Annotated in this window: 14 protein-coding genes; 8 read left to right on the forward strand and 6 right to left on the reverse strand. The window is 60.1% G+C overall.

The genetic code is table 11. The features are described from left to right. Positions 1-26: 26 nt before the first annotated feature. The 7 genes from NCR37_RS24355 to NCR37_RS24385 all read left to right on the forward strand — a co-directional run bounded on the left by NCR37_RS24355 (position 27) and on the right by NCR37_RS24385 (position 11,817). A complete protein-coding gene (locus NCR37_RS24355) occupies positions 27-725 on the forward strand; it encodes an SDR family NAD(P)-dependent oxidoreductase (protein ID WP_250475374.1) in 699 nt (232 codons plus the stop codon). A gap of 240 nt (positions 726-965) precedes the next feature. Continuing rightward, complete coding sequence (locus tag NCR37_RS24360) at positions 966-2,954, forward strand: TonB-dependent receptor plug domain-containing protein (RefSeq protein ID WP_502800584.1); 1,989 nt, start codon at positions 966-968, stop codon at positions 2,952-2,954. 83 nt (positions 2,955-3,037) lie between these two features. Next, on the forward strand, positions 3,038-3,478 hold the full coding sequence (locus NCR37_RS24365) for a YfiR family protein (RefSeq protein WP_250475375.1): 441 nt from the start codon (positions 3,038-3,040) through the stop codon (positions 3,476-3,478). Next, on the forward strand, positions 3,475-5,406 hold the full coding sequence (locus NCR37_RS24370) for a putative bifunctional diguanylate cyclase/phosphodiesterase (RefSeq protein WP_250475376.1): 1,932 nt from the start codon (positions 3,475-3,477) through the stop codon (positions 5,404-5,406). Before NCR37_RS24365 ends, NCR37_RS24370 begins: the two co-directional genes overlap by 4 nt. Before the next feature lie 498 nt (positions 5,407-5,904). Further along, on the forward strand, positions 5,905-7,233 hold the full coding sequence (locus tag NCR37_RS24375; RefSeq protein WP_250475377.1) for a hypothetical protein: 1,329 nt from the start codon (positions 5,905-5,907) through the stop codon (positions 7,231-7,233). Between the two features lie 575 nt (positions 7,234-7,808). Further along, the gene (locus tag NCR37_RS24380; RefSeq protein WP_250475378.1) at positions 7,809-10,031 is read left to right on the forward strand and encodes a polysaccharide biosynthesis tyrosine autokinase; all 2,223 of its coding nucleotides are present in this window, start codon (positions 7,809-7,811) and stop codon (positions 10,029-10,031) included. Positions 10,032-10,092: 61 nt separating this feature from the next. Continuing rightward, positions 10,093-11,817, forward strand: coding sequence for a beta-glucosidase (locus tag NCR37_RS24385; RefSeq protein ID WP_250475379.1), 1,725 nt, complete (start codon positions 10,093-10,095; stop codon positions 11,815-11,817). A gap of 71 nt (positions 11,818-11,888) precedes the next feature. Here the strand turns inward: NCR37_RS24385 and NCR37_RS28595 are convergent, their stop codons facing one another. From NCR37_RS28595 to pdxR, 5 genes are all read right to left on the reverse strand, one after another. Then, positions 11,889-13,292, reverse strand: a complete 1,404-nt coding sequence (locus NCR37_RS28595) for a glycosyl hydrolase (RefSeq protein WP_250475380.1) — start codon at positions 13,290-13,292, stop codon at positions 11,889-11,891. A 601-nt stretch (positions 13,293-13,893) separates the two neighbouring features. Next, positions 13,894-15,684: a CpsD/CapB family tyrosine-protein kinase gene (locus tag NCR37_RS24395; protein WP_250475381.1), complete on the reverse strand. Its 1,791-nt coding sequence runs from the start codon at positions 15,682-15,684 to the stop codon at positions 13,894-13,896. Positions 15,685-16,553: 869 nt separating this feature from the next. Next, positions 16,554-17,009, reverse strand: coding sequence for a carboxymuconolactone decarboxylase family protein (locus tag NCR37_RS24400; RefSeq protein ID WP_250475382.1), 456 nt, complete (start codon positions 17,007-17,009; stop codon positions 16,554-16,556). Between the two features lie 24 nt (positions 17,010-17,033). Beyond that, positions 17,034-17,450, reverse strand: coding sequence for a cupin domain-containing protein (locus NCR37_RS24405; protein ID WP_250475383.1), 417 nt, complete (start codon positions 17,448-17,450; stop codon positions 17,034-17,036). A 119-nt stretch (positions 17,451-17,569) separates the two neighbouring features. Next, positions 17,570-18,982 (reverse strand): MocR-like pyridoxine biosynthesis transcription factor PdxR, encoded by a 1,413-nt coding sequence (gene pdxR, locus NCR37_RS24410; RefSeq protein WP_250475384.1) that lies wholly within the window; start codon positions 18,980-18,982, stop codon positions 17,570-17,572. 165 nt (positions 18,983-19,147) lie between these two features. On the opposite strand from pdxR, the gene NCR37_RS24415 reads away from it, so the two are divergent. Beyond that, positions 19,148-19,807 (forward strand): HD domain-containing protein, encoded by a 660-nt coding sequence (locus tag NCR37_RS24415; RefSeq protein WP_250475385.1) that lies wholly within the window; start codon positions 19,148-19,150, stop codon positions 19,805-19,807. Positions 19,808-19,880: 73 nt separating this feature from the next. On the opposite strand, the gene NCR37_RS24420 is transcribed toward NCR37_RS24415, so the two are convergent. Next, positions 19,881-20,249 carry a hypothetical protein gene (locus NCR37_RS24420; protein ID WP_250475386.1) on the reverse strand — a complete coding sequence of 123 codons (369 nt, stop codon included), beginning with the start codon at positions 20,247-20,249 and terminating at the stop codon, positions 19,881-19,883. Positions 20,250-20,452: the final 203 nt, after the last annotated feature.

Genomic DNA, 20,452 nt, shown 5'->3' on the forward strand with positions numbered 1-20,452 from the left:
CAATGTTTCGAAATGGAGAAACCGCCATGAATCGAACGGAAACGGCGCTGATCGTCGGCGCTGGGCAGGGGCTGAGCGCATCGCTGGCCCGGCTCTTCGCGAAGGAAGGCATGCAGGTCGCGCTCGCCGCGCGCGACACGATCAAGCTCGCGCCACTCGTCGATGAAACCGGCGCGGTCGCCGTCGCATGCGACGCGAGCCAGGCGCGCGACGTCGAGAATCTCTTCGCGCAGGTGAGCGCTCAATTCGGTGCTCCGGACCTCGTCGTGTACAACGCGAGCGGCCGCTATCGTTCGCCCGTCGGACAGATCGACGCCGGCAGGCTCCGCGATGCGCTCGACGTCACGGCCATAGGCGGCCTGCTCGTCGCCCAGGCGGCGGCCGTGGGCATGCTCGCGCGCGGAAGCGGCTCGATCCTGTTGACCGGCGCAACCGCGAGCGTGAAGGGCCTGCCCGGGTCGACGCCGTTCGCGATGGGCAAGTTCGCGCTGCGCGGCATGGCGCAATGCCTCGCACGGGAATTGGCTCCGAAGAATATTCACGTCGCGCACTTCGTGATCGACGGCGGCATTGCGAGCAGCGCGATGCAGCGCGACGGCGCGGACGCGCCCGACGCATGGCTCGACCCCGACGCGATCGCGCGGGAATATCTTCACGTTCACCGGCAGCATCGGAGCGCCTGGACGTGGGAGATCGAATTGAGGCCGTGGGTAGAGCGCTTCTAAAGCGAACGACACTGCGTCGACATGCGCTCAAGTTCAGGGAAGAATTGCCGATACAGACCGGCTCGCCAGGCGGGGCGAGCAAATCTGGCTAAAGCGTCCTCGCATCCTTGCCGATAAGAACGAACGGAAACGTTCATAAGAAAGCCGCAAGAGATGTTGATCCCCTGTGTCCCATCGCGACGCCCGTGCCTCGCCGCCGCGTCGGTGCCTCTGCTTGCCGGTACGGTCCTCGCCGCGGCATTGAGCGCTTGGACCCCGCCTGCTTGCGCCGCGTCAGCGGCGTCGCTGGCGGGCGCTTCCGCACAGGCCGACGGCGGCGCGAGCGATGACCTCGCGTCGATGCCGCTCGAATCGCTGATGAACCTGACCGTGAGCGGCGCGACGCGGATCGAACAGTCTGCATCGAGCGCGCCTGCCGCCGTCATGGTCCTCACAGCGAGCGACATCCGCGATTACGGCTGGCGCACGCTTGGCGACGCGCTCGCCACGCTGCCGGGCCTCTATGTCAGTTCGGACCGCATGTACTCGTATCTCGGCGCGCGCGGCTTCCAGCGTCCGGGCGACTACAACAGCCGCTTCCTGCTGCTGATCGACGGCATGCGCCTGAACGACGCCGTCTATGGACAGGCGCCCGTCGGCCGGGATTTTCCGGTGGACATGGATCTCGTCGAGCGCATCGAGTACATACCCGGTCCGGGATCGGCCGTGTACGGCTCGAATGCGTTGTTCGGCGTCGTCAACGTCGTCACGAAGAAGGGCAGCGCAATCGGCGGCGCGCAGGTCGCGGGCGCCGTCGGCAGCTTCGGCGAGAAAGAAGCGCGCGGCACGTACGGCTGGCATGGCGCGAACGGCGCCGATCTCGTGCTGTCCGCCACGGCCTACGAGCGGCACGGACAAGATCTCTACTATCCGGAGTTCGATACGCCGGAGCAGAACCACGGCATCGCGCAGAGCCTCGACGGCGAGCGCAACCAGACGGTGTTCGCCAAGTTCGGCGTGGGCGGATTTCGCATCAGCGCGGGCTACGGCAACCGGACGAAAGACGTGCCCGGCGCGCCGTACGACGCCGTGTTCAACGCGCCGATGAGCGTGACCGACACGCATTCCTTCGTCGATGCCACTTACACGCAGAGCGTGCGTGAAGACATCGCGATCGACTACGAGCTGTATGCCGGCCGCTATGACTACACGGGCCGCGAGTTGCAGGCGCCGGCGCCCGGAATCGCGAACCTCGACGGCGATCATGCAGCCTGGTACGGCGGCGATGTCCACGCCACCTTGCGCACCGTGCCGCGCAATCGCATCATGGTGGGCGTCGATTACGCGATGAACGCGGCGCAGAATCAATGGAATTACAACGTCGCGCCGTACGCCAAGCTGCTCGACGATCATCGCATGAGCCAGCGCGCAGGCTTTTATATCGACGATGAAATCAAACTCGCCGAACCGCTCACGCTCGATATCGGCGGGCGCTTCGATACGGAGACGCACGTGGGCGGCAACTTCAGCCCGCGGATTGCGCTGATCTGGCAACCGACCGCGAGCGATACGCTCAAGCTGATTTACGGTGGATCCTATCGCGCCCCGAACGCGTACGAGATGTACTACGCGATTCCCGGCGATGGCGGCCAGCTCGCGAATCCGTTGCTGAAGTCAGAGCATATCGACACGCAGGAAATCGTCTATGAACGCGCGCTCGGCAGCCTCGGGCGCGCGACCGTCACGCTCTTTCGGTATACGTTGCGCGATCTGATCACCGAGTCGGTCGATTCGGACACGGGCCTCTATGTCTTTCGCAACGTCGATCGCGCGCAGGCACGCGGGGCCGAACTCGCGTGGCAGCAGCAGTTCGCCTCGGGCGTGCGCGCCCGCGCGAGCTACTCGTATCAGTTTTCGCGTGATTCCATCAACGGCGGCGCCTTGCAGAATTCGCCGCGCCACATGGGCAAGGTCAACGTGAGCGCGCCGTTGTTCGCAAAGTGGGCGCGCGTGGGCGCCGAAGCGCAGTGCATCTCGTCGCGGCTGGCGCAAGCCGGTTCGGCTGGCGGCTACTGCGTCGCGAACGTCTCCGTTCATAGCCGTAAGCTCGTGCCGCGCGCGGACGTGTCCTTGTCCGTCTATAACGTGTTCGATCGCCGCTATGCCGATCCCGCCGGCCCCGGCTTCGTGCAGGACGTCATCGCGCAACAGAGCCGCACGTTGCTCGCCAAAATGGTCTACGGGTTCTGATGATGTGGATGCGTCGCTGCATAGCGTTGTCTCTCTGCGCGGCCGGATCGGTCACGGCATGGCACGCGTACGCGCAGGCGGACATGCGTAAGCTCGAAAGCGCGTACATCTTCAACTTCACGCAGTTCACGCAATGGCCCGCTGACCGCACGCGCAACGGCGAGTTGCGTGTCTGCGCGAGCGCGCGCAGCTCGATGCGCGAGGCGCTCGCCGCGCTCAACGGACGCGCGGTCGGCTCGCGCGTGTGGCGCTTCATCACCCTTGCGGAAAAGCGCTTCGCCGATTGCGACGTGCTCGCCCTCGATGACGGCGACAGCGCGAACGCGGAGATCCGCGATGCGCTCGCCTCGGACGATGCGCTGCTCGTCGTCGCGGGCGTGGGCGCGACCCCGCCGGGCGAGCCGGTTGTCGCGCTGATTGCGCAGGACGATCATCTGCGCTTCGATATCAACAATGCCGAGGCGGTGCGCCGCAAGCTCGTGCTCAGTTCCAAACTGCTGCGGCTTGCAAGGAGGCTCAAATGACCGCCATCAAAACGCGCAGCGCAAGCACGAGCCGCCTCACGGTCCGCGCGAATCTGGTGAGCGTGGGCATCGCGCTCGTGGTCGCGAGCGTCGTGCTGCTGCTGTATCAGGCCGTGGCCTTTCGCAGCGCGCTTTACGACGATGCATCCTTGCAAGCGACAGTAATCGCGGAGAACGTGAGCGCGTCGCTCATGTTCGACGACGAGGGGTCGATGCAGGACGTCTTGCGCTCGCTCGGCCGCGTTCCTTATGTCGAGACGCTCAGTGTCTATAAGAGCGATGGCCGGCTCTACACGCGCTATGCGCGCGCGGGCATCACCCCTGAGGAACAGGCGGAGGGCACGCTGGAGTCGACGGAGCATCGTGCGGCGCTTTCGCTCGGCGACGTCTTCGTGCGCGCGCCCATCGAACACAACGGCCGCGTTCTGGGACATGTGGTGCTCGTCGCGACGAGCGAGCTCGTGCGCCGGCACCTCGCGCACTACGCGTGCTTTCTCGGCATTGCGTGTCTTGGCGCGATGTGGATCTCGACACTCGTGATGAACCGCATGCGGCGGCGCGTGAACCAGGCCGAACGCGAACTGGAGCGTCTTGCCCGGACCGATCCGCTCACCAATCTGCCGAACCGTCGCACGTTCTATGAAATGCTGGAAGAGCGCGTCGCGAGCGCGAAGGAGCCGAGCCGTTATTTCGGCATCGTGCTGATCGACCTCGACGACTTCAAGACAGTGAACGACACGCTCGGTCACGGCGCTGGCGATGAACTGCTGCAGCACGTTGCGCGCGTGCTGAGCGACACGGTAGGAGGCCGCGCCATCGTGAGCCGCATGGGCGGCGACGAGTTCGCGGTGACGCTCACGACCTCATGGAAGCGCACGGCGGTCGCGGAACTGGCGCGCGAGATTGGCACGGCGTTGTGCCGCCCGGCGACCTTCTTCGGCCGCGAGATCAACGTGACGGCGAGCGTGGGGTATGCGAGCTTTCCCGAGGCGGGCGACGACAGCGGCAGTCTTATCACGAGCGCCGATATTGCGTTGTACGAAGCAAAAGCGCTCGGTAAGAACACGGTGGTCGGCTTCTCGCCGGAGATGATGCACGCGGCGCAGCGGCGCGCGTATCTGGAAGCGGAGTTGCGCAAGGCCGTCGACAGCGACGCGCTCGAACTCGCGTTTCAGCCGCAGTTCGACTGCCGCAGCGGCACGCTCGTGGGCGCCGAGGCGCTGGCTCGCTGGACTCATACGAAGGAGGGCGCGGTGTCGCCGGGCGAGTTCATACCCATTGCGGAGAACAGCGATCTGATCGTGCTGCTTGGGCGCTCCGTCCTGCAGCGCGCGTGCGTTGCGGCCGCAACGTGGAATGCCGCGTGCCCCAGCGTTGCCGTGCGCGTGGCGGTGAATGTGTCGGCGCGTCAGTTGCGGCATCCGGCCTTCGTCGGCGACGTCATGGCGGCGCTTGAGACGAGCGGCCTCGCGCCGGCGCTGCTCGAACTCGAATTAACCGAAAGCCATTTGATTGCGAATCGCGAGACGGGTATCGCAGTAATGAATCGTCTTCGGGCAGCGGGCGTGTTGCTGTCGATCGACGACTTCGGCACGGGCTATTCGTCGCTCTCTTATCTGCATGCGTTTCCGGTGAACGCGCTCAAGATCGACCGGTCGTTCATCGAGCGGCTGCCGGAGGACGGCCAGCCGATCGTGACCGCGATCCTTTCGATGGCGCATAGCTTCGGACTCGATGCGGTGGCCGAAGGAGTCGAGGATCCGAAGCAACTCGAGTGGCTCGTCGATGCAGGTTGCGACGTGGTGCAGGGATTCCTGACCGGGCGGCCGATGTCGTTGCAGCAGTTCCGGGAGCTGGTGGCGAGGGAGCGAGAGGAGCGCGCTGAACGCGAGATCGGAGGCGGGACTGCGTTGGTGGCGGAGGCTTGAATGTCGCTTGCGTCGCTAAGAGAGTGGTTTTGTTGGCCGACTGTTTGATTCTCGAGCGACGTCGCACCATCTGCTTGCCGCCATCGCTGAACGAAGTGACGGCAAAAACCGAAACCGCTTCTGGTTGATTGCTGTTTGTTCGAATCCTCCAGTGCGATTTCGTACGACGCTTATCGAAAGTGTCTTGATCTGCGCCTCGGTGACTACACGCGGTGCTGACACCGCGGAACCTGGCGCGAAAACAGTCAGACGGTTCAGTTCAGTTTGCGAAATATGTCGCAGTGGACGTTGGTTCCTATATATCAACGGTCGTAAGCAAAACGACGAAATCTTTTTTGGACAACTTACATTAACGACACGCGCTGGCGTTATGCTTATGCGTCCCGACGCTACGGAATACGCATAGGAGTGCGTGTCTTACGGGCGACACGATCGAGACAGCTTCATAGTCACTCAGTCATCTTATCAAATGAAGTTTGACGCGCGGAGGTTTCGGCTATGGTCCAGGTTGTCATTCTGAGCCTTGCGAGATTAACCGAAGACAGCGATGGGGAGTGTGTTATCCCGTTTCGGTTGAGTGATGAAAGCGGATCTGTCTTGGACCAAGGGGTCCTGTCCTCGAAGCGCATTAAACGTATTACCATTTCTCGCGACTCTCGCGGGGACATCAAAGCCTTTGCTGGGGCGAGTTCAAATCCTTCGGCTTTGACGTATCTGACGCTCGAGTTGATGAGGAGAGACGGCACTAGTATGTCGTGTCGCATCCCGTTGATTGGTCAGTTCGTCACGCACACAGTCGATCTCGTGCCCGATGAACTTCCGGGCTGGCTCAGGTGGGCTGCGGCAGATGTCGACTTGTCGGAACGGGCGAGGGCTCGCTTTATCGATACCCGCGCGCACGACGTTTGGGGTCGACTCTGGACGCGGCGGTTGAGTACATGGCGCCCTGGCAGTCTTAGGATCGAGCAGGAACAGCGGAATGCGTACGCGGCACAGTTTGAAACGACGATAGACGAACCATCGGTACTGGAAATCGGAGGGCCGGAGCTTCGTTCGAGATTCATAGTCCTGCCGCAGGGGCGAATAAAGGTACTGCTCGCGCCGAACAACGCATGTCCCGGGTCTGAAGATCCATTGCGAGTTGTCGTCACTCGATGCTCGTCTTCTGCGAGAAATGTGCTGTTGTCTCTTCTTTCGATAAACCAGAACATTTACTCGGCCGATGTAACGCGGGAGCTTGCAAGCGACTTCGACTGGGACGCCATTGGCCAGGACACGCTGAGCGGATGTGCGTTGGGTTACGCCGCGCTGCGGCTGGGTGCGTTAGATCTCTTCTCCCAGAGCGACGCAGAAACTCTTTTCGAAATGGCGCACGCTTCGTCTGACGCTGCTATCCTCCTCACGACGCGAACCATTGCAGAGGGCACGACTGATTCGGCCAAACTGCTTCGATTGTTGGACGTCGGCATCGGCCGAGGATTACCCGTGTTTGGCCAGTCACTCAGCGCAGCCAATGTGGCTTTTGATCGACTGCGGCGAAGCGCAGATTCCATCAACCAAAAAAAGCTCGACACGCTAGCAGAAAAAGGACGAACGTATGCTCATGCCCGGGCCGACGTGTCGCCATTCATGAATTTCTACGGGTGTTCGCCCGATGCGCCCGGGCGGTCTCGAAGCACTGGCTCAACAAGGCACGGCACATTGCATGGTGCAACCGCAGCGGCGGCTGCGCTCATGTCATCCCTCAGGCCCATGCCGTGGGCAACGCTAGTTTGCAGCGAGAAAGCTGCCGTTGCGCCGCAGCATAATCAGGTCGATATTCTCTAGACCATAACATTCGCCGAAACCCTGAAACGCAATGTGACGAACGAAAGGCTGGACTTCGCGCATCCAGAATTTTTTCGGTGATAGTGTTAGAAACAGTAGCCAAGGTTTCATGCCTTCGACGCAATCGCCGTTTCACATTTGACAATAGGCTGACCGTCCCAACCATTGGTCGCGGGGATGCCCACCTGACTCAATACGGACTGCAAATAGTCCTATCAAATTACTAATGAGCGTTGCGAAATCGCGGATTAAGACCGGCACGATTTCGATTGAAACGTTTTCTTAACGGGGTGCCCGTTAATGTGTGGGTTGCCGCACGTACATAAACTTTCGTTAACCCGAATGTAGCACTCTCCAGAAATAATTACGCTCAACGACAGTCGATTCACGCCTTAGTACAAAGGCCTCTTTCGCTGGTGTCCCCGTGATGGATTGATATCGGCCTATCAGTCAGCGAGATGGCTATCGAACGACATACTGTAAGGAACTTGTAGATGAACACACCTATCCTTGGTCTTGACCCAGTGCCGCCCAGGAGGGTGGACGACTCATTTTCTGCAAGCGATTTCTGGAAGTTGATCGTTGATAATGCATGGCTGGTACTCAGCATAGTCATTCTGGTGACGGGCGCCGCAACGCTCTATGCGTTTATTGCCACGCCGGTTTATTCGTCAGACGCGTTGGTCAAGGTGGAGTTTCCTAATCCCAATGCCTTGGGCGTCAACGCGCAGCCGCAACCTCAAACCGTGCCTTCCACGCTCCCGACCGACGCGGAGATGCAGATCATTCAAAGCCGTGCGGTGCTTTTGCCGGTGATCAAACAATATAGCCAGAACGTCGTTGTCAAACCTCATGAAGTGCCCTTGTTTGGCCGCATTTCCGAGTTGTTCGCGACCACTGGCGAGCCGTCCGCGCCGCTTCTCGGCCTGAATTCCTTCGCTTGGGGCGGCGAGGTCGTGAAAGTCGCGAAGCTGGAAGTGCCCGCGCGTCTGGAAAACATGACGCTGAGCTTGCGAGCTCTGCCGCAAGGCGCGTTCGAGCTAACCGATCCCAGCGGTAATTCGATTCTTCACGGTAATGTCGGGCACCCGGCAACCGCGGACGGCACGACCATTTTGATCGACAACCTTGTTGCCAGGCCAGGCACCGAGTTCAAGGTCGTGCGTTACAGCGACTATCAGGCGATGACGCGATTCCTGAAGAGTCTGAAAGTCATGGAGTCGATGAAAGACTCGGGCGTCGTTCAGATCGTCTATGAAAACGAGGATCCGAATCTCGCGCAGGAGATCACGAACGCAATCGCTCAGAAGTACATTGCGGCTCACGTTAATGAGCACCGGCAAGAAGCGAGCGTGACGCGCGATTTCATCATCGGCGAACTCCCGCGTCTGGAGCAGGAACTGCAACGCGCAGAAAGCGCACTGACTCAATACCGCACGTCCGCGAGTTCGATGACGCCGGGCACCGAAGCGTCGTCTTATCTCCAGGGCAGTATTGACATCGAGCGGCAGATTGCGGCGCTTCAAATGCAGCGTACCCAGACGGCAAGCCGCTACGCGCCCACCACTCGTGAAGTACGCACGATCGACGAACAGCTTGCCACCTTGAACGCTCAGAAGCAGGCGTTCGACCAGCGTTTCGGGCGGCTGCCTGCGTCGGAACGCAAGCTGATGGATCTCACGCGCGACGCGAAAGTCGCTGAGGATATCTACGTCGCGATGCGCGAGAAGGCCAGTGCGTTGGCAGTGACGCGCGCAGGAACGATCGGCAACGTGCATCTTGTCGACTCCGCTATTTACCCGACGGATCCGGCTAAGCCCAAGCGTCCCCTTATCATCGCTGGCGGCGCAGCTGCGGGAATGATTATCGGACTGCTGTTCGTTTTCTTCCGTGATCAACTGTCGCGCAATGTCAAAACCCCGGAGGCAATCGAGCGCCGTCTGAGCTTGCCCGTGTTCGGCGCAGTCAGTTTCAGCCCGGTTCAGGCGCGTCTCGATCGTCGGACGAAGCCGTCGCTTCTCGCCAGCAAGAGCCGCGCTCTTTCGTTGACCGACAACTCGTCCGCGCGCGTATCCGGCGATGAGTCGGCCTCGGAAGGGGGAATCGATGCGACGCAGCTGCTCTCGGCGCACGGCGATCAGGACATGGCCGTGGACGCGTTGCGCGCGGTGCATGCTTCGCTCATGCATGACATCGCCCCGGCGCAGAACAACGTGCTCGCTATCGTCGGCGCCGCGCCGGGCACCGGCAAGACGTTCGTGGCCTCGAATCTCGCCGTGCTGCATGCGCAGTCCGGCAAGAGCGTTTTGCTTATCGACGGCGACATGAGGCGTGGTCGCATCGCTTCGATGTTCGGCCGTACCAATATCAACGGACTCTCCGAAGTGCTCGCAGGCAAGGTGCACGTCGACCAGGCGGTCGGCGAGACCGACATACCGGGTCTTTCGTTGATGACCGCGGGGCGCTCGCCGGCCAATCCGTCGAAGATGCTATCGACTCCGCGTATGCCGATGATCCTCGAGCATGTGCGTGAGCGCTTCGACCTCGTCATCATCGATACGCCCGCAGTCCTTGCGGTCAGCGATGCGAATTTCATCGCGGCTAATGCAGGATCGTCGGTCATTGTCGTGCGTCCGGGTCTGCAAAGCGAAGACGAACTCGAAGACGCCATCAAGCGACTGGACTCGACGGGTGCGCGCATCGCAGGCGTGATCTTCAACGCAGTTCCGAAGCGCCGTAGCGAAAGACGTACGTACGCTTACGCCAGCGCGTACATGTCGCGCTCCACGGCGGAGTAGCGCAAGCATGCACCTTTCGCGATGGACAGTAGATTCGCAAGAAGTGCGGCGGGATAGCGTGGTGTCGTCGGAAGGCTGCTTCACTGGAGCTTCGCTGCCGCTCCAGTGGGGCACTTTCAGCACGGCGCGTCGAAAGCGGCGTTTCATCGCGATGGCCCGCGCCGCCTTGATACTCGCCGCACCGTTCGCAGCCTTGATCGACGCCAGCCCCGCGCGTGCTCAGAATGCGTTGCAGTTGATGAGCGCGCCCGGTTCATTGATCATCGAAGACGCGGGTGACAAACGACTCAATTTCAAAGTGACACCCGCGAATGCGTTCGACGGCGAGGCCATCGCGACGCTTTATCGCTACGACGATAACGGTGAGCTCTCACAGTCGCCAATCAAGGACTACCGCATCTCGCCCACCAAAAGTTCCGGTGGCCAACAGCTATCGTTGAACGTGTCTTTACCGGGCGCGGGACTTTATGTGCTCGACATGAAACTCTCATCGAAAAGCGGTGATGAGATCGCCTCGCAGAAGGTTAGTCTTGCAGTTCTTGCCGCTGGTCAGGGCAGCTTCAGCGAAGCAGGCGTGCAAACTCACTTCGCGCATGGGAAGGGCGTGCCGTCGATCGTGTTGCCGCTCGTCAAGCGAGCGGGCTTCACATGGATCCGCGATGAAGTCTACTGGAGTGCGATTGAAAAGACGCCCGGCCAGTTTCAGTTGCCACGCAATGACAACGACTATGGCGGATATGTCCGCCAGGCGGTTCGCATGAATCTGAAGCCGCTCATCGAGCTCGACTTCGGAAACAGGCAGACGTACCCGAATCTGTTCAAGGGACCGCAAGGCTTTCCCCAGACGCAGGAGGAACGCGAGCTTTTCCTGCGTTATGTCGATAAGGTCGTCGGATTCTACAAGGGCTATGTCAAGACCTGGGAAGTGTGGAACGAGCCGAACTTCGCAAGCATGGGGGGCTACGACACTTACCTTGCGTTGCTGAAGCCCGTCTATAGCCTCATCAAGAAACAGAGTCCCGACGCCACGGTACTTTCGTGTGGTGGAGGCGGCGCAGGAGGCGGCCCCGGCGGCGACTGTATTGCGGCGATTGCGAAGGCAAATGCGCTCGCCTATCAGGACGGCTTCAGCATTCATCCGTACATGTCTCCGTACGATCCGGACCACGGTTATAGCGCGAAAGGCTCTCCGCTTTCTCAGGTCAATGTGCCGAGCGTATGGCAGCATTTGCAGCGCATGGCGCAATCTCATCCGAAACCGGGTGTCGGGCCGCTTGGGGTGTACGTCACGGAGATCGGATGGCCGTCGAGGCCGGAGGATGCCGGCTTGTCGGAGCGCAAACAGGCAGCGGCAGCGGCCCGCACTTACCTGTTGTCACGGCGCTTCAACACGATGAAAACGGTCATGTGGTATGACTTCGTCGACGACGGAGTGAATCCACGCGACAAGGAGGCCAATTTCGGTCTCCTGAGACTGGATCTCTCGCCGAAGCCGGCGTATGCCGCTGTCGCCACGGTTTTTCGGACGGTCGGGAATCGGATGTGGAAAAGGTCGTTCGTCGATAACGAGACGACCAAGGTGTACCAATACTGCGAGAGCGATTGCGTTATCGCGGGCTGGAGACGCGACGCCGATGACGGTCCGGTCGCCACGTCGGTGCCCATTCCGCCGGGCAAATATACACAGATCGACTGGCAAGGTTCGACATCGACCATCGAGGTCAACGACAACTTCGAATGGAAGCTCGGCGTGATGCCGAAGTACCTCGTGCCCGCCAGAAAGTAGTGACGGCTACCGCGGAAGTGTCGCGGAGCGCTTTGATTCATTGCGAAACGGAGCGCTCCTTGCGTGATTGATCAAACGGGGTTGGCTTTAACGAAATTCTTGTAGGTGTTGTAAGCCGGTGTCTTGGTGACCCCGTCGTTCTTGATAAGTCCGAAGCTGTCGTCGATTACGGCGTACATCATCACGGACTGAAGGTTGTACTTGTCCTTCACCGACTTGTACTCGGCCAGCGCTTTGTTGACATATGCAACTTGCTGGTCCGGCGTGTCCGTCTGACCGTGGAAACCCCATTCGGTCAACCAGATCGGTACGCCGAACGCATCTTTCAGGGACTGGAGCACGTCGAAGCACTGATTGTTGATCCATCCGCAGACCACATCGCCCGAGCTCTCATACCAGTGATAGCACGTGAAGTCCCAGCGGATAGTCGCGGCACCCGAGGCGCCGTTCGCGGAGCCATCCGGCGTAATGCCGTTCCACAGCATCTGCAGTGCGCGGAAAGCGAGAGGAATACCGACGCCCACGCCGACCTTGATGGTCGGATCGATAGCACGCACGCCATCGACCATGCCGCGAATCACGCCACGGAAAGAGCCCCATGCCTTCGGGTCCCAGTTGCTGGTCAGGTTGCCGTTACCGTTCGAACGCGCATTCACGTCGAGCTCGTTACCGCATTCGATGTATTTCACCAGGCCCTTGAGTACCTTCGTCACGCTCGTGGCAAGGTTGTAGCCGAGCGTATAGGCTGCCGACTCGCTCAGGGAGACATTCCAACCGATCGAGGGCGGATTCAGCACGGGCAGAATCGACACGCCGCTATTCTTGAACGGTCCGTTCAGCGCATTCGCGAGAATCTGGGCCATTGCGGCCGTGCAGACGTCTGCCCGATAGTTCGTCACGCCCAGGTCTTTGAGGATAGCGAGCTGCGCGGCGGCCGACATGGTGTTGTAGATGCTGCCCGAGCCCCAGGCCATATGCCCGTTCATGCCGTAGAACAGCGAGTTGTTGCTGACAGCGTTGCTGGTTGCCGTTCCACGCGGGTCTGTCGAACCAATGTTCGCCCACGGGCTGCCGTTCTTGTACCAGACGCCAGATGAGTTCTTCGCGTAGATCGTTCCGTTGTAGTACAGGATGTTGACCAGCGCGACAGAAGATCCGGTAGACACGTTCGAGCCGTTACGCGTGACATGGCCGCTGGAGAGCGCCCACACATTGCCCGCACTGTCGGTAATGGAAGAAGCCGGAGGAATAACCGTGCCGCTCGCCGATGCGGCCTTGGAGACGCCGGTTGCAACGTTTGCCACGCTGCCCGACGAACCGTCGCCTTCGCTGCCACCGCCGCAAGCCGCTAAGGCCGCGCTGCCGGCACCCGCCATGAGCAGAGACAAAAAGCTTCGACGCGAGATAAAGTCGTTTTTACCGTCGATTCCAACAGGTAAAAGATGCTTAACTTGAGTTGAGAGTTTTTTCGACACGGTAAGAGTTTCGTTGTTTTTCAAAGTGCACGCAGTATATGTCTGATAAGTCTCCTAAGATGTTTCTGAATGTAACGGTATCGGAAAAAAGAAATTCTGTATTTTCTTACTATCATAAGCGGGAAAATGCTCCTAATGAGGCGGGTCATAGGGAAGAACTGACCACCCCGATTCAGGCGCCGAGGGACAATGAGGTAAAAGGATCGCTTTGTGATCCTTAATATTGATCTGCCGGTCGTTGCTGAGTACTTTTTACTCAGCACTACTTTGTGGCATAAATTGCGAGTGACGCGGGGAGGCGTATTTTTGACCGGGTTGACTGCGGGATATAAGCGCCCGATCGAGCGGCTTGATGGGCGAGAGGCCCACGACGTGCGGACTGTGGCTGTTCGTTTAACTAGTGGGATTCCCTTCAAAGTCGTGCCTGCTTCCACGACAATGTTCGGGATTAGTTGGCGCTGCGTAGGCGATTCCGCGCATGACGCTGCCAGCGGAATCTATATATGAGCGTGCAGGTTCTTGATCGCGCGGAGGACGTTCGTACATTGCGAACGAACGTCCACTTCTGGTTGCAGAAGGCAGGGGCGATTAGGGAATGTATCTACGGAGTGACGGCATTGACGCGGCCATACACTCGTCGGGCCCTTTGCGTGGGCTGTCGTGGGACGGCATCGAAGACGACGCCGGCGATATTTGCCCGTACTCGATCGAGTCGTCTCACGGCCTCCTGAAGATTCCCGACCGCGTAACTGTCAGGTTGTTCGACCAGTAAAGTGCATGCACCGAGCGGCGCGATCAAGCAGGCGTCGTCGGCCGACAGCACTTCAGGCGCGGCGATGATAACGAGGTCGTAGGCAGACGTTAGCTCCCGCATCAGATGCGAAAGACGCCGATTGGAGAGCGACAGCTCCGGTGCCGGGAGCAGATCGCCAACGGGTATCACATCGAGGTTCTTCGATCCTCCGACAGAATGAATGACATGTTGAACTCTGATGTTGCTTTCGAGCACTTGCGCAAGTCCCAAAGAATTGGATAGGCCGAACGAATCAGAGATCGCACCGTGGCGGAAATCTGCGTCAATGAGCAGTACGCGGTTGCCCGCCTTCGCGTTCATGGACGCCAACTGGGCCGCCAACACCGTTTTCCCGTGGTTAGACCGCGAACTGGTCACGATCATCACGTTGCGTTTCCAAGGGGTATAGGGCAGCCTGAGCCGTTCTCGGCGTCTGAGTTGAAAGTGTTCGAGCGGAAAGAGTTTGAAGCTGGCCGCCGGAAATGAACTGCGTTTCGCGCGATATGCCTTGAATCTCGGCCAATAGAGAACGAGGTAGCCAATCACCACGAACGACGTCACGGTAGTGATACTGACCGTCGATGTGATGAGCAAGAGAAGCAGCATGAGAAAGCCGTCACTCGCTGTGAAGGCAATGAAGCCAAGCAGGAGCAGCGCGCTGAACAAGCCCATTTCTGCGAAGCTCGCAGGAAGGCCCGCGAACGGCACGCCAGAAGAGATTTCATACTCGACCAAACGAAACGACGGCAGATACATATACCGCGAGCGTACGTCGTCGGCAGTGACGCCTCGCAATATGTCCTCCAGCGACGCATCGAACATGAACGGATAACCACCGAGCCGGTGCGAAAATGTGGTCGAGCCATAGAACGTATGGCTTCCCAGGTAGATGCCCACGAGGCCGACGACACAAATGAATCCGGCAAGCATGACAAGCGGATGGACCATCCGAAGTCTATTGCGCAACGGATACAGCCCCAGAAATATGAACAAGATAAACGATGACTTCGAGAAGCAAAGAAAGAGTCCGAGGCAGTACATCGCAACGATCTTCTTGTTGACCTTCTCGATCAGAAGATGAGCAATGAGTGACGCCACAAGTAGGGACGAGAAGAAGCCGGCTTCTCTCGAAAATCCAGAGGCTCTGGCAAAGAACAGGAACTCATAGAAGTTGGAGTAGGCGCGCGTCGCGTACTCTCCCCATATCATCCGCGAGAGCGCGGCCGGTCCTAGCATCTCGGCAAGCCCTCGGTCAACGTAATAAGCCGCAAATTGCACAACTGCGAACCCTACGTTGATAGCCATCCAATGGTGCAGATAGCAGATGCGGGCGCCTATTGTGTACATCATGTAGCCGATGCACACCCCAATCGAGACGACCCGAAGCGCTACGCTCGGTGAGCCTATCGCGCTGACAGCCACACCGATCGCCAACGGACCACTCCAGCTACGGGCAGTGGCAGAAAGAAAGCGTAGAAACTTAAGGTCGAGAAAAGGGATGAAGAGATAAAAATAAATTGTGAAGCCATTAACCCGCGGGTTGAAGATAATGCAGGTGAAAAACATGTAAAAGAGGATTGATACGATCTTCGAATACATGAGGTCCTCTTTGTTCCAGCGTCCGAGTCGGCGCCAGAGAACCGAGTCACGAACAGATTTTTATGCCACCGGGTCGTCAGGCGAACAGTACCGCAGAGTCTTTGCAGCGGAACTGCCACGAGTGCTCCTGCGCTCGGACTTCGCGCCAGCTGCCAAATTATCGAACTGTATACCGCCGATTTTCTTTTGGCTCGGAATTTGAGCGCCCATGCGTACGGAAACAGACACGCGTTTTCGTACTATTAAAATAGGAATATCGCGGCCGGACTATTGATAAGCACGGCTAGCCGAACGGGCGTGCGATCCGGGATTCCTAAAGCTTCGCGATTCAGGCAGAGTCTGTCATTCGACCGTCTGACGAGTTCGATCAGTGGCGGAGGCCCTACGCAAGGCCATGACTTCCGCCGAGCCGGTACATTGGGTGGTTTCGGGTTGATGTGCAAGGCCGTCGCAAAGGGCGTAGCCGGCGACGACAATATCCATACCGGCGCCCCGTGCGGCGAAATGGCAAGCCGCACTCGAAGCAGCGCGACAGGTCGCTTCGGCCTCCGATCGCCCGTTGTTTATAGAACGCCACTTCGCCGCGAAGATAATGCCGCCCCGTAGTACACCCGCGTCGAATGATGAAAAACGAAGTCGCTCTCCGAATCACGGATGATTCGTGCTGCGTCGCGAGCGGTGCTCATGAAGCTACCCGTTTTCGTCGTGCGTACACCTATCTGCGGCGGTCAATCCGGCGAGTGAGTCACCGCGCCAGGATTATTGCGGTTGACCGTCCAGCCGACATCACGCGTGCTGATAAGTGGAATGATTCGTCCCGCCGCGCCGATGCAAAGCGGTCGCGCAACGGCGCAGAAGCGGCAGGGCGCTTACTGTTCCATCACGGCCTGCGGCGTATTGCGGAAACTGATTGCCAGGCGGTTATACGTATTCATCAAGCTGATGGCGATCGTCAGGTCCACAAGTTCTCGCTCATCGAACACGGCGCGGGCAGCTTCATACGATGCGTCGGGCACGCCGGTTTGCGCCACCAGCGTGACCGATTCCGCCCACGCGAGTGCTGCGCGCTCGCGGTCGTCGAAGAGATGGCCCGCTTCTCTCCATGCTTGCACGAGCGCGAGCTTCTCGATCTTCACGCCTTTCTTCAGCAGGTCGCGTGTGTGCATGTCGAGGCAATAGGCGCAGTTGTTGATCTGCGAGACGCGCAGGTAGACCAAATCGACGAGAACCGGCGACAGGTCGCTCTGCATCACATAGCCATAGACGCCGCCAAGGGCTTTGACGCCCGCGGGCGCAATCTGAACGTAGTCGAGACGCTTGCTCATGAGGTGACTCCTGAAGGGAATGAATTACTTGATGGGGGTGGTCAGCGCCTTGTCATCGCTGTCGGCGACGAATACGGCGAGCAGCTTCGCAGGCTTCGATCGGCTCGCATTGCGGCTTATGCGGTGAACGGAGCCGGGCTCCTCGAAGAAGCTTTCGCCGGCATGGTAGACGCGCGTCGGACCGTCATCGACTTGCGACTCGATCTCGCCCGATACGACGTAGGCATAGATGAAAGCCGAAGCCGCATGCCTGTGCGCTGAGGACGCCGCGCCGGGCGCGTAATCGACTACGACGGCGGTTAACGACTTGCCCGGAACGTTGGGAATGGCGTGCCGGAAGTTCGGCGTAACAGTCTCAGCCGCGCCATGCGCCGAGGTCGATACGGCGATGCCCAATGCCACGGCTGCGCAGGCGGCTCGCTCGATAAATCGAATGTTCATGGGTGTTTGGCTCCTTTGTGTTTCTGCATTGTCGTGTCACGCAGGGACACGCAAAAGCACCAGGAATCAACATTTTCGATGCACCAAGCAAGCAGGGCGCGGCAGGTCTCGCTATGTCGTCAGTGCCGCCCGCGAACGACTTCCAGCAGGCGCGAACAGTTAGCCGCGAGGGTTCTTTCGTCGAGATTGGTCACGCCGAGCAGGAGTCCCTGTTGCCCCGGGTCGGTCGTGTACCAGGGCGAAAGAGGAACCGGGGCCAGTCCGAAGACTCGCGCGCGAGAAGCGATCTCGATATCCGATACCGCGGGTTGCGAAAGCGCGGCCACGACGGTCATGCCCGCAGAACCGCGCACGTCGATTGACTCCGAGCCGAGCTCCTTCAGACAACGAACCAGCGCTTCCTGCCGGCCCGCGTACAGACGCTTCATGCGCCGCAGGTGGCGAAGGAAGTGTCCGTCGTGCATGAACTCGCTGACGGCGTGCTGCACCGATGCAGCCGGGGCGGGGGAAAGGCAGGCCGCGACATCGCCGAAGCCGCGTGCCAACGACGGCGGCACAACGAGAAAACCGAGGCGCAGCGCAGGGCTGATGGTCTTGCTGAAGGTCCCGATATGAAGCACGCGTCCGTCACGAGCGAGCGAGGCCAGAGCCGGTGCGGCCCGTCCCCTCAACTGCATCTCGCCGAGATAATCGTCTTCCACGATCCACGCATCGTGGTGTCTGGCCCAGTCGAGCAGCGAGAGCCGTCGAGCGAGCGACATCGTCATTCCGAGCGGCGCCTGCTGGCCCGGCGTCACCACCGCTAGCGCGGCCGCAGGCGCGATCCGGATGCCTGCCTCGACATCGAGCCCATCGGCGTCCACCGGCACGCCTGCCACGGTCATGCCGGCCAGGACGAGCGCCGTGCGCGTGAGCGGAAAGCCGGGCTCTTCCATCCACGCTAGTTTGCCTTCCATGTGCAGGCCGCGGATTGCGAGGTTCAGCGCGCCGGCGAAACCCGCGGTGACGAACACCTGCGAGGGACTGCATGGAAGCCCGCGAGACACCGCGAGATACGACGCGATCTCTTGCCGTAATTCAGGATCGCCGCGAGGATCGGGATAGCCGACAGGAGCCGCTGCCGCCCGGCGGGCGGCGCGTGCCTGAATCCGTGACCAGAGCTTGAACGGAAACGCGTCCTGCGAGGGCACGCCCATTTGAAACGCCAGCGGCGCCGTGCTGAAGTCGTTGAACAGTTCCGGAAGCGGCGGCGACTCGGGCGACCATCCGGCCTTCGCCGGCGCGGGCCTCGCCACGACTCGCGTGCCGGCCGCACCCAAGCCCACCGCGAACTGCTCGTCGATCAGGCGTTCATAGGCGGTACGAACCGTGCCTCGCGATACGCCCAGCTGGGCGGCCAGATCCGACCACGACGGCAGCCGCGCGCCGGCCGCGAGCTGACCCGACTCGATCGCCTGGCGGATCGAGCCATAGATTTGCGCCGACAGCGGGAGGCCTCCGGCACGATCGAGTCCAATGGAAAGTGTTGCCATAGACGCGATAGTACAGTGGCTGTTACCGATCTTGGGCCTGTTCTCAGAGCCATGCGAAGCGTAACTTTTCGGCTGTAGCGCCGCGAGTCAGTCGGCACTCGATGACCGCCCGATTCACAAGACGCGTGCAACAGGGAAGCACGCTCCAACTAGTTCGAGTAAGCGATGAAGCAAGATACACCCGCGCCGACGAAAGCCGTGCTCGATGTCGTCATCCCCGACAGCCAGCTCGCCCGTGAGGCGGCCGAACTCATCCGCGACACCGAAAGCGAATTGCTGTTCAACCACTCGACGAGGGTCTACCTGTGGGGCGCGCTGTTGGGCAAACGAAACGGTATCGAGTACGACCCGGAGTTGCTTTACGTTGCCGCCATGTTTCACGATATCGGTCTAACGTCGGCGTATGGCAAAAGCGGATTGCGTTTTGAAGTGGACGGCGCCAACGCCGCGCGGGATTTCCTGCGCTGCCACCGTGTCGACGAGGCGGACGTGGCGAAAGTGTGGACCGCCGTGGCGCTGCATACGACGCCGGGCATTCCCGAGCACATGCATGGCGAGATCGCGCTGGTGCAGGCCGGCGCGGGCATGGACATAGCGGGACGCGGCTTCGATGCCTTTTCGGAAGCGCAGCGCGCGGCGGTGGTTGCGGCTTATCCGCGCGGCGCCGACTTCGCCGCCAGAATGATCGATGCCTTCTACGACGGCATGAAGCATCGCCCGGGCACCACGTTCGGCACCTTCAACGACGATTTCCTCGCGCACAAGGATCCCAGTTTCGAGCGCGTCAACCTGTGCAGCATCATTCTCAATTCGAAGTGGGGCTGACGTCGTAGCCGCAATCGGCACGCATGACGTTCGTCGCGAATCGCGGCCGCAGAAGCGACTGTCCAGAGATCAGTCACACGCCATAGCGAGCAATGTCTTCGCACGTGCCCGTCGAAGCCGGCCTGCTTGAAAGGCGGGACCGAGTCCAATAGGCAATCAGCAGTCTCGCGGTCCGGTCGTCTTCGCGCAGGCTGCGAACGAATGCATAACGCGAATCCACATGCAGCCGGGTATCGAATAACAAGGCTTGGGGACGCCAACAGGCCATCTGGCGCGAAAGCGTGGCGAGGTTCGTGGCGTAAAGAATCTGGTAGTGCTTGACCGCCAACAGCAAGGCGAGCGTTGCGCCGATCGCTTCATCGCGATGACCGATCATAATGCGGCAATTCCCCATCGTCGCTTTGGATTCGCGCTCGTCGTCCAGCGGTACGCGACGTGTCATAGCGCATCCTACCTGCTCCGCTTGCAGGAACCGCATCTGCGATTCGTGCCCCAGATCATCTGGCTGGCACAACGTTAGGAAGCTCTTTGAAGAAATAGTTGTATGCCGCGTTTCAAATCAAGACAAGCGGTCTCGAAACTATTGCGGCATGAGCGTCACGGTAGGAGTTGCGGGGACCTCGAATGCCCGGTCGATCCGGGTGA

The sequence above is a fragment of the Caballeronia sp. GAFFF1 genome, assembly GCF_023630705.1.
In the GTDB taxonomy this organism is placed as follows: Bacteria; Pseudomonadota; Gammaproteobacteria; order Burkholderiales; family Burkholderiaceae; genus Caballeronia.